General features: G+C 66.4%; 14 protein-coding genes. 6 read left to right on the forward strand and 8 right to left on the reverse strand.

Translation table 11 applies throughout. The features are described 5' to 3' along the window. Positions 1–5 precede the first annotated feature (5 nt). From EPN98_RS05900 to EPN98_RS05915, 4 genes are all read left to right on the forward strand, one after another. Positions 6–935, forward strand: a complete 930-nt coding sequence (locus EPN98_RS05900; RefSeq protein ID WP_293361472.1) for a flagellin — start codon at positions 6–8, stop codon at positions 933–935. A gap of 70 nt (positions 936–1,005) precedes the next feature. Then, positions 1,006–2,187 carry a tRNA 2-thiouridine(34) synthase MnmA gene (gene mnmA, locus EPN98_RS05905; RefSeq protein ID WP_293361505.1) on the forward strand — a complete coding sequence of 394 codons (1,182 nt, stop codon included), beginning with the start codon at positions 1,006–1,008 and terminating at the stop codon, positions 2,185–2,187. A gap of 83 nt (positions 2,188–2,270) precedes the next feature. Then, positions 2,271–2,468, forward strand: a complete 198-nt coding sequence (locus tag EPN98_RS05910) for a hypothetical protein (RefSeq protein WP_293361474.1) — start codon at positions 2,271–2,273, stop codon at positions 2,466–2,468. 43 nt (positions 2,469–2,511) lie between these two features. Beyond that, positions 2,512–3,699 (forward strand): acetyl-CoA C-acyltransferase, encoded by a 1,188-nt coding sequence (locus EPN98_RS05915; RefSeq protein ID WP_293361476.1) that lies wholly within the window; start codon positions 2,512–2,514, stop codon positions 3,697–3,699. Positions 3,700–3,850: 151 nt separating this feature from the next. On the opposite strand, the gene EPN98_RS05920 is transcribed toward EPN98_RS05915, so the two are convergent. Further along, the gene (locus EPN98_RS05920; protein WP_293361478.1) at positions 3,851–4,339 is read right to left on the reverse strand and encodes an SRPBCC family protein; all 489 of its coding nucleotides are present in this window, start codon (positions 4,337–4,339) and stop codon (positions 3,851–3,853) included. Positions 4,340–4,419: 80 nt separating this feature from the next. Then, positions 4,420–4,989, reverse strand: a complete 570-nt coding sequence (locus EPN98_RS05925) for a DUF3617 family protein (RefSeq protein WP_293361480.1) — start codon at positions 4,987–4,989, stop codon at positions 4,420–4,422. Positions 4,990–5,048: 59 nt separating this feature from the next. Between EPN98_RS05925 and EPN98_RS05930 the strand changes: the two genes are divergently transcribed. Further along, entirely contained in the window at positions 5,049–5,330 is a 282-nt protein-coding gene (locus tag EPN98_RS05930; RefSeq protein ID WP_293361482.1) for a GNAT family N-acetyltransferase, read from the forward strand. A 7-nt stretch (positions 5,331–5,337) separates the two neighbouring features. Here EPN98_RS05930 and EPN98_RS05935 read toward each other — a convergent pair whose 3' ends face one another. Continuing rightward, complete coding sequence (locus EPN98_RS05935; RefSeq protein WP_293361484.1) at positions 5,338–6,144, reverse strand: hypothetical protein; 807 nt, start codon at positions 6,142–6,144, stop codon at positions 5,338–5,340. Between the two features lie 192 nt (positions 6,145–6,336). Between EPN98_RS05935 and EPN98_RS05940 the strand changes: the two genes are divergently transcribed. Next, positions 6,337–7,680, forward strand: coding sequence for a hypothetical protein (locus tag EPN98_RS05940; RefSeq protein ID WP_293361486.1), 1,344 nt, complete (start codon positions 6,337–6,339; stop codon positions 7,678–7,680). Positions 7,681–7,811: 131 nt separating this feature from the next. Here the strand turns inward: EPN98_RS05940 and EPN98_RS05945 are convergent, their stop codons facing one another. The 5 genes from EPN98_RS05945 to EPN98_RS05965 form a co-directional block, all read right to left on the reverse strand. Beyond that, positions 7,812–8,099: a hypothetical protein gene (locus tag EPN98_RS05945; RefSeq protein ID WP_293361488.1), complete on the reverse strand. Its 288-nt coding sequence runs from the start codon at positions 8,097–8,099 to the stop codon at positions 7,812–7,814. Between the two features lie 259 nt (positions 8,100–8,358). Next, a complete protein-coding gene (locus EPN98_RS05950) occupies positions 8,359–9,147 on the reverse strand; it encodes a DpnI domain-containing protein (protein WP_293361490.1) in 789 nt (262 codons plus the stop codon). A gap of 72 nt (positions 9,148–9,219) precedes the next feature. Then, positions 9,220–9,378 carry a hypothetical protein gene (locus EPN98_RS05955; RefSeq protein WP_293361492.1) on the reverse strand — a complete coding sequence of 53 codons (159 nt, stop codon included), beginning with the start codon at positions 9,376–9,378 and terminating at the stop codon, positions 9,220–9,222. Positions 9,379–9,606: 228 nt separating this feature from the next. Further along, positions 9,607–10,527 (reverse strand): GAF domain-containing protein, encoded by a 921-nt coding sequence (locus tag EPN98_RS05960; protein ID WP_293361494.1) that lies wholly within the window; start codon positions 10,525–10,527, stop codon positions 9,607–9,609. A gap of 261 nt (positions 10,528–10,788) precedes the next feature. Next, the coding region (locus tag EPN98_RS05965; protein WP_293361496.1) for a helicase-related protein at positions 10,789–12,021 on the reverse strand (1,233 nt) is incomplete at its 5' end.

Below are 12,021 nucleotides of genomic sequence, written 5' to 3' on the forward strand. Positions count from 1 at the left end.
CCGCCATGGTCACCCGCGTCACCACCCCCGGCAACTACGCCGCCGTTCTCACCAACCTGCTCGCCGCCCAGCAGCGCCAGCAGGACGCCGGCAACAAGGTCGCCACGCAGAAGAACGGCGACGACCTGAAAGACTACGCCAAGTCCTCCGAGCTGCTCACCGCCATGCGGACCGTCCAAACGCGGCTTTCGGCCTACCAGGAACAGAGCAAGCTGCTGGCCGACAAGCTGGCTACGCAGAACACCGGGATCGTGCGCGTCGCTGACGCCGCGCAGGCGGTGCGCCAGATCTTCTCGGACGCCATCGCCTCGGGGCGCGTCGACACCCTGGTGGAGGACGTGCAGGCCCAGCTCAGCAATGCGGTCGAAGGCATGAACGGCCGCTATGGGGGCAAGTACATTTTCGCCGGCGGCCAAGTGGACACCCGGCCGGTGAGCGTCATCAACCTCTCGCAGCTGACCGCCGGGCCGCCGATCTCCAGCTTCTTCCTGAACGATCAATTCCAGGTGACCGCCAAGCTGGACGAGGCCACGACCATCAACACCGGCATCCTGGCCGACGACCTCGGCACCGCGATGCTGACCGCGTTCCAGAGCTTCCAGGCGTTCCAGGAAGGGGCCAATGGGCCCTTCACCGGCGCAATGACTGACGCTCAGCGGACCTTCCTCGAGGGACAGCTCACCGTCTGGGACAGCGTGCGCACCAACGTGACCAACATCGCCGCCTACAACGGCACCAACCAGAAGCGCATCGAGACGGTCTTCTCGGACCTGGAGAACCGCCAGAACACGCTGGCGGGCATGGTGGGCGACATCACCGACGCCGACATGGCCCAGGCCGCAGCCGAGCTGCAGACCGCTCAGCTCTCGGTGCAGTCGGCGGCCTATGTGTTCCAGTCGCTCAAGGACTCCTCGCTGCTGAACGTGCTGCGCTAGGGCGTCCGTCCAGACGGCTGCGGCGCTGTCCACTCTCCCCATCACGAGGAGGGAGGACTATATGGCGGTCATGAACGCCCCGGTCCTCGCCTCCGACCGCCTGAGCGACGGCCTGATCGAGGCCGCGCGCGACGCCGTGCGCCTGCCCGTCGGGACCCGGATCGTGGCCGCCATGTCGGGCGGCGTGGACTCCACCGTCACCGCCGCGCTGTTGGCCCGCGCCGGCTATGACGTGGTGGGCGTCACGCTGCAGCTCTACGATCACGGGGCGGCGATCCAGAAGAAGGGGGCCTGCTGCGCCGGCCAGGACATCCACGACGCCCGCACGGCCGCCGACGCCATCGGCATCCCGCACTACGTCCTGGACTACGAGAGCCGCTTCAAGCAGCAGGTGATCGAGGACTTCGCCGACAGCTATCTGCGCGGCGAGACGCCCATTCCCTGCATCCGCTGCAATCAGACGGTGAAGTTCCGGGACCTGCTGGACGTCGCCCGCGACCTGGGCGCCGAAGCCATGGCCACGGGCCACTATGTGCGCCGCGAAGTGGGTCCGAGCGGGCCCGAGCTGCATCGGGCCGTCGATCCGGCGCGCGACCAGTCGTACTTCCTGTTCGCGACGACCCCCGAGCAGTTGGCCTATCTGCGCTTCCCTCTGGGCGGCCTGCCCAAGCCGGCGGTGAGGGCGGCGGCGACCGAGCTTGGACTGGCGGTTGCCGACAAGCCCGATAGCCAGGACATCTGCTTCGTACCCGAGGGCCGCTACACCACCGTGATCGACCGACTGCGCCCGCACGGCGCCGAGCCGGGCGACATCGTGCACCTGGACGGCCGCGTGTTGGGCCGCCACGACGGCGTGACCCGCTACACGATCGGACAGCGCCGCGGGCTGAACGTGGCGGTGGGCGACCCGCTGTTCGTGGTGCGGATCGACGCCGATGCGCGGCAGGTCGTCGTGGGCCCGCGCGAGGCCTTGCTGACGCGTGCGCTGTCGCTGAAGGAAACCAACTGGATCGGCGACGGGCCGTCGATCGAGGACGCCATGACGCGCCAGCGCGCCGTGCTGGCGCGCGTGCGTTCGACGCGAGAGCCGGTGCTGGCCCGCCTGGGGGTGGTCGATGGTCAGCCCGGGCTGGTGTTCGGCGCGCCGGAAGAGGGTGTCGCGCCGGGGCAGGCCTGCGTGCTGTACGATCCGGACGAGCAGTCCCGGGTGCTGGGCGGCGGGTTCATCGTGGGCACGGTTCGCAACCACTGAGCATCTCCTACGTCTCGCGCGCTATCGTGCCGGGCGCGTGCGTCAGAAGCGGTCGCAACGGGGATGTGGTACCGTCCGCGACCATGGACGTTCGCCAGCTTGTGGACATCGCCTGCGAAGAGGATCCCAGGGCGCCGTGCCTTTGGCTGCCGTCCGACCTATTCCCTGAGTTCTGCGACGCGATCCGGCAGCGGCCGAACGTGGTGGGCGCCGTGATCTATCGCAACAAGACCATCCGTGACGGCGGGCCGTACTCCGACATCACCACGCGGCGCCCTTAGGGACGCCCTCCCCATATCGCGGAGGGAGGGCTATATCCCGCCCATGAGCAGCACCGATCCCGTCGTCATCGCATCGTACGCCCGCACGCCCATGGGCGGCTTCCAGGGCGTCCTTACCGGCGTGAAGGCCACCGAACTGGGCGCCGCCGCCGTGAAGGCGGCCGTCGAACGCGCGGGCGCGTCGCCCGACGCCATCGAGCAGATCGTCATGGGCTGCGTCCTGCCGGCCGGCCTGGGCCAGGCGCCGGCGCGGCAGGCGGCGCTGGGCGCCGGTCTGCCCAAGTCGGTCGAGGCCACGACCGTGAACAAGATGTGCGGCTCGGGCATGCAGGCCGCGATCATGGCGCACGACGCGTTGGCCGCCGGCAGTGTCGACGTCATCGTGGCCGGCGGCATGGAGAGCATGACCGGCGCGCCCTACCTGATGACCAAGCACCGCGGCGGCGCGCGGATCGGCCACGACACCATGTTCGACCACATGTATCTCGACGGCCTGGAAGACGCCTACGAGCCCGGCCGCCTGATGGGCAGCTTCGCCGAGGAGTCGGCGCGGGCCTACCAGTTCACGCGCGAGGCGCAGGACGAGTACGCCATCGGCAGCCTCGTCAAGGCCAAGGCGGCCATCGAGAGCGGCGCGTTCCGGCGCGAGATCACGCCGGTGACGGTCTCGGGCCGCAAGGGCGATGTGGTCGTCGACACCGACGAGCAGCCGCTGAAGGCCGACCCGGCCAAGATCCCGACGCTCAGGCCCGCCTTCGCCAAGGACGGGACGATCACCGCAGCCAACGCCAGCTCGATCTCGGACGGCGCCGCCGCGCTGGTGATGACGCGCGAGAGCGTGGCCCGGAAGCTGGGGCTCAAGATCGTCGCCCGCGTCGCCGGCCACGCGGCCCACGCCCACGAGCCGGGCCTGTTCACCACCGCCCCGGTGCCCGCCGTCCAGAAGGCGCTGAAGCGCGCCGGCTGGAGCGTGGACGACGTCGACCTGTTCGAGATCAACGAGGCCTTCGCCGTGGTCGCCATGATCGCCGAGCGCGACCTGGGGATCGACCGGGCGAAGCTCAACGTCAACGGCGGCGCCTGCGCGCTGGGCCACCCGATCGGGGCGTCCGGGGCGCGGATCCTGGCGACGCTGCTGTCGGCGCTGGAAGCGCGCGGCGGGAAGCGCGGCGTCGCCTCGCTGTGCATCGGCGGCGGCGAGGCGACGGCCATGGCGGTGGAACTGGCCTAAAGAGCCGTTCTTTCCCCTTCATGGGGAGAGTGGCGAGCGAAGCGAGACGGGTGGGGCGGTCATGATCCTCCCCGCCCTCAGCATTCTGGCCTGGACTTCCCCACCCTGACCGCTTCGCGGTCTGTCCCTCCCCATGAAGGGGAGGGAAGGCTCACAGCGTCTTCGCCACCGCCTCCATCTGCTCGGCCACGGCGCCCCAGCCGTCGTGGAAGCCCATCTCCTCGTGCTGCTTGCGCTTGGCGACCGTGGGGTGGGCGACGCGGGCGGTGTAGAGGGTCTTGCCGCCCGGCTGGGCCTCGAAGGTCACGGTGGCCGTCATCATCCCGCCGTCCTCGGCCGGGACCCAGCCTGCGGTGAACGCGTCGGTGAAGACGATCTTCTGGTCGGGGACCACCTCGAGATAGACGCCCTTGTTCGGGAAGACCTCGCCGTCGGGGCCGTACATGACGTTCTCGCTGGCGCCGCCCGGCGTCAGGTCCATGGCGGTGACCTCGGCCCGCCAGGGCTTGGGGCAGAACCAGTCGGGGAACCGTTCCGGCGTGGTCCAGAGCCTGAACAGCTGCTGAGGCGTGGCGTCGACAAGGCGCGCCAGCACCAGCTCGCGCTCGTGGGTCGGGGCGATCTCGACGGGGGTGGCCATACGCTGTCTCCTCGGGGACTGGTGGTTCGCTGATGCCCCCAAGGACGGCGAGGCCGCCCCCGTCCCGACACGCCTCGCGACTATTTTCCGCCCATCGCGGCCACGTCGTTGATGTTGATCGTCGCGCCGCCGGGCAGCGTCATGTCGCCGGGCTTCATGCCGGCCGGGCAGGCGCCCTGCCAGACGCCGGTCATCTCCATCTCCTGCGTGCCGTTCATCTGCAGCATCTTCGCGCCGGTGGTGGTGGTGGACATCTTCAGCACGTACTTCGTGTTGAAGTCGCCCGTGATCGTGCCGGTCGAGACGTTCTTGCCGGCCTCGCCGAAGTCGCACTCGGACTCGATGCGCCAGCCGCCAGCCATCGGCGTGATCGTGTTCTTGGCGCAGATGTCCTTGCCCGCGGCCTGACCCCACACCGTCATCCTGGCCTCGGTGGTCTCGTCCAGGCAGAGCTTCGTCTCCTGGCTGCCGGCGGTCGAACTGACCGTCTGCAGCCACAGGCCGGGCTTGCGCTTGGGCGCGGTGACAGGGCCGGCCGGAGCCGAGGCCGCAGCCCCCGCCGCGCCATCGGCCGAGGCGGCCTTCTCTTCCGGCTTAGAACAGGCGGCCAGGGCCAGCAGCCCCACGCCCAGCACAGCAACGACACGCATCTTGATCTCTCCGTTCGCGTTCCCCAGCTTCGACCCTAACGGTCACGGGAGCCCGATCAATGTCCGAACAACCTTCAGGCGCACTCCGGGACACCGGCGAGCGCTACGAAATGGACGAGGCGGGGCACACCGCCTACGCCGACTACCGGAAGACGGGCGACCGCCTCTACATCGACTACGTCTTCAGCCCGCCGCCCCTGCGCGGCAGCGGCGCCTCGGGGCGGCTGATGGCGGCGCTGTCGGCCGAGGCCCGCGACCAGGGACTGAAGATCACGCCCATCTGCGGCTACGCGGCGGCCTGGCTGCGACGGAGCCCCGAGTTCCACGACCTGGTGGGGTAGGTCGGAGCTAGTTCATCGCCATCATTGCCCGGATCTTCGCGCCGCCTTCGCGGGGCGGGAGCGCGAGTAGCTGGTCTGTGAGCGCCAGATTGAAGTCGCACATGATCCGGTTCTCCTCGGGCGTGCGTGGGTCTCGCTCTTCCCTTAGGATCGCAATCGTCACGTCCTGATCGCGCTCGGGCAATGTCGCCAGGGCGGCGGCAGAGAGCCGAAGCAGATCCTCGAACGGCATCGGAGTCGGCGGCGGCGCTGGTTTCGTGGCGGTCTGGATCAGGACCCGCGCCGTCGCCGACATGTCAGCCCGCTCGATGTCAGGTCTTCGGACCTCGGCGATGGTGGGCGGTGCGCTGTCGCCCTCCATCATGGCCACGCAACCGCGGGCATCGACGTCGCGCAGGGCGGCGGAGTAAGACCGAGTCACCTGCTGCAACGCATAGATGCTCTCCGCATCGGCCTTAGGGATTTGGCGCCTCAGCACGCGGGCGAATACCTCCGCCGTTCTGGCGCGGACGTCATCTGCGCGTGTGTCTGCGGGCAACCCCCGAACGCTGGATCGCAGAGCCTCGTAGTCGGCCGGGTAGTGCGCCTTTAGCGCCTGGACGGAGGGCAGGTCGTCCATCTCAACCATGAGGCGGTCTCCGAAGCTCGGTTGAAGGCTTCGCGCGATCGCGAGAGCGATCCCAATCCCCAGGACGGGCAGGATTGGCAGCCACCCTGGTCGGCGACGCAGCAATCGACCAACAAGCCACGCAATGCCCGCCCCCGCGGCGGCGCCAGCTGCGCCGCTCAAGGCGCTTGTCAGGATCGGATTCATCGGTCTTCTCGTTGCGGCTGAATCCAGCTTATGTTCGTATTTTGTTCTTGACAACCTATAGCTGTTGATATAGGTTAGGGGCTGGCTGGGTAGCTGCGGCCGATGCGAACACGTCCGCCTTCTTGCCGGCGGTCACTCGTCTCCTGAGTCCTCCTCCCGCCTTCCATATCAAGAGAACGAAGGAGGCTGGCCATGGGCTGGCAAGAGGAACTGCGCGCCAAGCGCGCGGAGACCGATCGATGGATCCGGCAGCGCGAAGCCGACCTCCGGCGCGCGGCATCGCAGGCAGAAGCCCGAGGTCGGCAGGTCTATGCCAACGCGATCAAGACCGGCGAACGCGTGCTCGCGCGCACGCCCGCCGAGATACGGGCCCTCGGTGCGGCCGCACTGAAAGGCCAGTTGCCACAAGCGCTAGCCGCGACAGCGGTGAAGGCCGCGGCTCGCCCGGCAGCGGGGCAACGGGGGGCCTCCGGCGCCGCGCCACGAGTGGCGAAACCCTCGGTGCGTGAGGAGTTTCGCGCCGCCGTGAGCGGCGCAGTCGACGAGGCCAGCCTCGGCCTAGCCGATCATGTACTGGCTGGGGTGGACGCCGCCAAGGAAGCTGTTCTCACCGGTAGCGCCGACAATCTCCTCGGTAGCTACCGCGACGGCATGGCGGACAAGCGTGCTGCGGACGCCTACGACGCCGAGCATCACGGAACCTCGCGGAACGTCGGCAGGGTCGTTGGCCTCGTGGGGACCGTCGCCGCGATGGGTGCGCCCGGTCTGGCCCGCTCGGCGATCGCGTCCGTGCCGCGCGGAAGGGTTGCCGCTCAGGTCGCGAAGTACGGCCTGCGGTATGCCCCGGACCCCAGGGGCCTCACCAAGATGATGGCTGGCGTCGGCGCCGTGGGCGGGGTGTTGGACCAGGCGGCGACCGATCTGGTGACGGGACACCAAAGTGGTCCTCGGGACTTGCTCGCCGCCGCGGGTGGCGGAGCGCTCGGGGGTGCGATGACGCGATACGCCGGACCTGTCCTGGGGGGCGGTGTCGGTGGCTCTGCCACGTCGGTGCTGACCGATCTCGCCAACGACCGTGCGGTCTCTCTGGATGATGCGTTGGACGCTGGGCGCCTCGGCGCGGTCTTTGGGGGCCTTGGCGGCGAGTTAGGAGAGCGCTGGGTGCGGAAACTGCCCTCCCACAAGAAGGGAAGTGTGGGGGACGCTCTGTCGGCGGCGAAGATCGTCGCGAGGGGAGAGCAGGTGGTGGGCCAACAGAGGCGAATTCATCTCCGGCCGGCCGGCGAGCCGCCAGCATACACTGTCGCAGACAACGTATCTGTCCCGCGGGGTCTGCCCGATCATCCTGACAACTGGATCATCGGCGAGAGCAAACTCGGGCCTTCCGCAAGCCTGACCGACAGGCAAGAAGAGGCGCTTCGGACGTTCGGCGATCGGTATGTCACGGACTTCTGGCGGTATTCCGACGTCGGGAACGTCGCCGGCGCGGCAATGTCACCTTACGGCAGTAACGCGCTTGATCGACGCGATCGCTGAGGACCGGCATTGGCGGGCGCAGGTGAGACAGGCTGCAGGGTGCTTTGGGCGGCAGGCCCACGGAAGCTAGAAGGGTCCCGCGGCCCGGCGCCCGTCCGCGCCGGTGTGCCGCAAGGGGACAGTCGGCGCGCCTAGGCGCGGGCGACGATGGCTTCGAGGGTCTGGACGCGGCTGTCCAGGTCTTCGGCCAGGCGGCGGGCGACGTCGCGCACGCCGGGAGAATAGGCGTCGCCGCCTTCGGCGATCTCGGCGGCCAGTTCTTCGAGCCCGACCATGGCGGTCGTGAGCGCCTTGACGTGATCCTTGGCGAGTTGCCGGGCTTCCGCCTGCAGGCGCTGGACGCGCTGCGCGACGGTCTCGGCTTTCGGAAGGACAGTTTTCAGGTCGTTGTCGGCGACCACACTGAGAGACGGTGACATCCTGATGGTCCTCAAACTTTCGCACCCAAGTTACGTACGGTCCGCAATCCCCTTTGGATCGCTGCCAGACCGCCCCGGCTGCTTTCAATCTACGAGCGAAAACAGCACAGGTTCCCTGTCAGCCGCATGAACGGCGCCAGTTAACTCTCTGTCAGCTATAGGTGGGGCGCCGGGGACACAGTGTGTCGTTAATGGCGGGGTGGCCTACGCGACCCTCATACCGGTTGCGATGTCCGCGAGTACGCGTTCGCTTAGCCGGTCAGCGGAGGCGGTAGTGCCCGCGCCCTATGAACTCGAGGTAGCCCGCATCTCGCAGGACCTGCAGTTGCTGGCGAATCTTCGGACGCACATTGTTGTTCCCAGGATAGATAAGCTGCAGGTGCGCTTGTGCGGCGTAGACCTCGTCCAACGTGAACTCCGGACGCCCAATGGCTTCGACAGCCTTCATGACCTCCAGAAGCCAACCGCGCGCGTCGATCGACGCGCTCTTGAGGAAGAGGGTGCTGTGCCACCGTCGCTGAACCTCTTCACGGGGCGTCCAAACGCGATCCTTGAGGAGCGCGATCCGGCCCGAAGCTGGGACGCGCGAGATGTTGATGTTGCAGCCCACCCAGCCGGCACGCCTCGCAGTGGGAGCGAGCGGCTTTCGCTTCTCGATCATGTCGAGGATGAAGAAGTGCTTGGGAATGACCAGCACGTCTGTCGCCTCATGCGCCGCCGCGTCGTAGGCGAGGAGCATGAGGTGAGGATTGGTGGGCGAGAGCAGCCGGGCGCACATCGTGCCGTAGGCGCCGTCTGTCACCCGCGCTCCGAAGCGTCCCTTTTTGCTCTTTAGCTCGAACTCCTCGGCACAGTCGGGGCAGCGCAGGTCGGCGACGGGGCTGTTGTTCGGTAGCTGGTCGAGTGTCGGCGCGCCGCAGCTGGGGCACCCCATTCGGCTCGCCCAAATCTCAGTCGCAACCCGCGCCTTCTGCGACGCGCTCTCGAAGTGCGCCGGAGCCTCTTCGAGCCCAAGAGGTCTGTGATAGGGCTCGTCATTACCGGTCATCGGTGGCTGGGCCCCGCGAGAGTTTGGCGGAGTCTCAGACTGAGTTGGTGACCCGTCCCTTAACCGAGGTCTCTAGGCCGCGACTTCGGTCTCCGCGATCTCGGCGCCGTCCGCGTCTAAGGTGATGAATACGCGGTCGTCGAACTCGCAGACGCCATCGGGCGCCCAGGCCAGGTCTCCGTCCTTTTCCTCCGCGAGATGGGCGGCCGCGACAGGATCGTCGGCCTCCACCTCAGCGAGTTAGTCGACATACGCATCCACGCGTCGCCTCACGGTGTAGATCAGCATCTCGCCCCTCGCTGCTTCAGATCCAAGAATTGGATCTGAAACAATGGGTTGGCAACGACTCCCGGGGCATTGTTGCCGGGCCAGCGACGTGCAAGCGCGACGTCGACGTGGGCGTATGGCTACAACGCGACCAAAGCGGCAGAGTGACGGGAGCAGCAAGAATATGCTCCACTACCATGGAGGCGTTAGGACTCCTTTTGACTGGGCAACGAGTTGTTGAATTCGAGCGGTAGTGAGGCCCGCTGGTCGGGCAAATATCTCAACGAACTCGGACCAAAACTTGCGATCTTCCTCTTTGAAGAAGTTTGGCGTCCCGCAATGGCAAACCAGTGTTGCAATTACCTCGTTTGATTCGTCGAGAACTGGATAAATGATCGTTGATCGGATGTGTTTTCTCTGACCAGAATAGACTTCTGCGTAAGTATCATCTTTTAGTGTATCATCAATTATTACTGCGTTCGGCCGGGGCATTGCATAGACTTCGGCCGTTACGGTCTTGTTGTACAATTGTGGATTTCCTGGCCTTTGTCGAAGGCTTCTGGGCGAGCGATGTGTGCTACTTGCCCAGGCGACCATGGTAAGGCCGCCATCGATCATCGAGTGGCTCATGTAACTCACAACAAACTCGATTCGCTCGCCGTCAACCTTTGAAGCGAAGTGGCTTTCCAGCGCTTCGTAGGTGCCTTCCACAAGTAAGAACAGTGACTTGTATAGGCTGGCCAGAAGCTCGCCTGCCGAGCTCGCTTCGTACCGCACAAGAGGTGTGGCGCGCTCCGCGACAAGAGACCTTACGAACCAGCGATCGACGCGCTCGTGCGCGAAGCTCAAAACAGCCTTTCTCTGACGCTCAATATCCTCCCTCGTGCGGCGATATTCTTGAAGAAAAAAGTATACTAGAGTTATTGATCCAATCCAAATGAACCAGAATGTGAATTTCGCCAATGCGTATAGAAAGGTGTCTTTCTCGAAGTAGGATTGAAGGATTGGCTCGACAACAATCAAGAAGAGAGTCGCAAGACTGACAGCATAGGCTTTTGCGGCGATCCGAATCCATCGCGGCACGTGATCCGCGAGCCTTATGAAACGCTCCAAGCACCCCTCACGTCATTCGTGGCAGATGTCGTGACCGTAGCTCTTCGTTTCCTTGAGCAGAAGCCCTGGCGCCACGCGCAACTGTTAGCGGCTACTCATCCGGGTGGTGCGCTGCACTTTTCCGAACACGCCCCTCGCGGCGACACGTGTCCATTCTGCGCATCCCCGGGGTCTTGCGAACCGTCCTGTAGCGATGTCGGGGTGTCGCACTCGGTGGGTCCTGTCTGACGCGGTAGCATGTCGGTGCTGCAGGGGGCGTCGTCAGGGCCCTTTCCGCTTCCGCCCGCGCATCTTCCGGAACTCCTCAGCTTTCTCCGCGCGCACTTCGTTTCGGATCTGCTTGACCTGTTCGCGCTCGCCGCCGTCGGAGCCGGACGACAGGGCGTCGGCGGCGAATTCGAGGTCCAGGAGCTTGAGGCGTTTGACCTCGTCGCGGAGGCGGGCGGCTTCCTCGAACTCGAGGTTGGCGGCGGCCTCGCGCATGCGGGTTTCGAGGTCCTTGAGGGTGGCCTTGAAGTTGTTGCCGACGAAGGAGGCGCCGGCCTTTTCCGCGACGCCGGCCGAGATGGTGACGTGGTCCTTCTCGTAGCCGCTGGCGAGGATGTCCTTGATCTGGCTCTTCACGCTCTCGGGCGTGATGCCGTTTTCGAGGTTGTACTGCTCCTGCTTCTCGCGGCGGCGTTTCGTCTCCGCCATGGCCCGCTCCATCGAGCCGGTGATGCTGTCGGCGTAAAGGATGACGCGGCCGTCCACGTTCCGGGCGGCGCGGCCGATGGTCTGGATCAGCGAGGTCTCCGAGCGGAGGAAGCCCTCCTTGTCGGCGTCGAGGATGGCGACCAGGCCGCACTCGGGGATGTCGAGGCCTTCGCGCAGCAGGTTGATGCCGATCAGGATGTCGAAGGCGCCCAGCCGCAGGTCGCGGATGATCTCGATGCGCTCCAGGGTGTCGACGTCGGAGTGCATGTAGCGCACGCGCAGGCCCTGCTCGTGCATGTATTCGGTGAGGTCCTCGGCCATCTTCTTGGTGAGGACGGTGATCAGCGAGCGGTAGCCCTGGGCCGCGACCTGGCGGACCTGATCGATGACGTCGTCCACCTGGCTGAAGCCGCCCTTGGAGACGGGCTTCACTTCGACCGGCGGGTCGATCAGGCCGGTGGGGCGGATCACCTGTTCGGCGAAGACGCCGCCGGTCTTGTCCATCTCCCACGGGCCGGGGGTGGCCGAGACGAAGACGCTGTCCGGCCGCATGGCGTCCCACTCCTCGAACTTGAGCGGGCGGTTGTCGATGCAGGAGGGCAGGCGGAAGCCGTATTCGGCCAGGGTGAACTTGCGGCGGTAGTCGCCCCGGTACATGCCGCCGATCTGCGGCACGGTCTGGTGGCTTTCGTCCACGAACAGCAGGGCGTTGTCGGGGATGTATTCGAAGAAGGTGGGCGGGGGCTCGCCCGGCCGGCGGCCGGTGAGGTAGCGGCTGTAGTTCTCGATGCCGGCGCA

This window comes from Phenylobacterium sp., assembly GCF_004299445.1.
Lineage (GTDB): Bacteria > Pseudomonadota > Alphaproteobacteria > Caulobacterales > Caulobacteraceae > Phenylobacterium.

Bases quoted from the DNA above. Each gene is read 5' to 3' on its own strand.
- EPN98_RS05950 (WP_293361490.1), bottom strand. From the start codon at position 9,147: ATGACCGGTAATGACGAGCCCTATCACAGACCTCTTGGGCTCGAAGAG.
- EPN98_RS05940 (WP_293361486.1), top strand. From the start codon at position 6,337: ATGGGCTGGCAAGAGGAACTGCGCGCCAAGCGCGCGGAGACCGATCGA.
- EPN98_RS05945 (WP_293361488.1), bottom strand. From the start codon at position 8,099: ATGTCACCGTCTCTCAGTGTGGTCGCCGACAACGACCTGAAAACTGTC.
- EPN98_RS05915 (WP_293361476.1), top strand. From the start codon at position 2,512: ATGAGCAGCACCGATCCCGTCGTCATCGCATCGTACGCCCGCACGCCC.
- mnmA (WP_293361505.1), top strand. From the start codon at position 1,006: ATGAACGCCCCGGTCCTCGCCTCCGACCGCCTGAGCGACGGCCTGATC.
- EPN98_RS05910 (WP_293361474.1), top strand. From the start codon at position 2,271: ATGGACGTTCGCCAGCTTGTGGACATCGCCTGCGAAGAGGATCCCAGG.
- EPN98_RS05935 (WP_293361484.1), bottom strand. From the start codon at position 6,144: ATGAATCCGATCCTGACAAGCGCCTTGAGCGGCGCAGCTGGCGCCGCC.
- EPN98_RS05920 (WP_293361478.1), bottom strand. From the start codon at position 4,339: ATGGCCACCCCCGTCGAGATCGCCCCGACCCACGAGCGCGAGCTGGTG.
- EPN98_RS05900 (WP_293361472.1), top strand. From the start codon at position 6: ATGGTCACCCGCGTCACCACCCCCGGCAACTACGCCGCCGTTCTCACC.
- EPN98_RS05925 (WP_293361480.1), bottom strand. From the start codon at position 4,989: ATGCGTGTCGTTGCTGTGCTGGGCGTGGGGCTGCTGGCCCTGGCCGCC.
- EPN98_RS05930 (WP_293361482.1), top strand. From the start codon at position 5,049: ATGTCCGAACAACCTTCAGGCGCACTCCGGGACACCGGCGAGCGCTAC.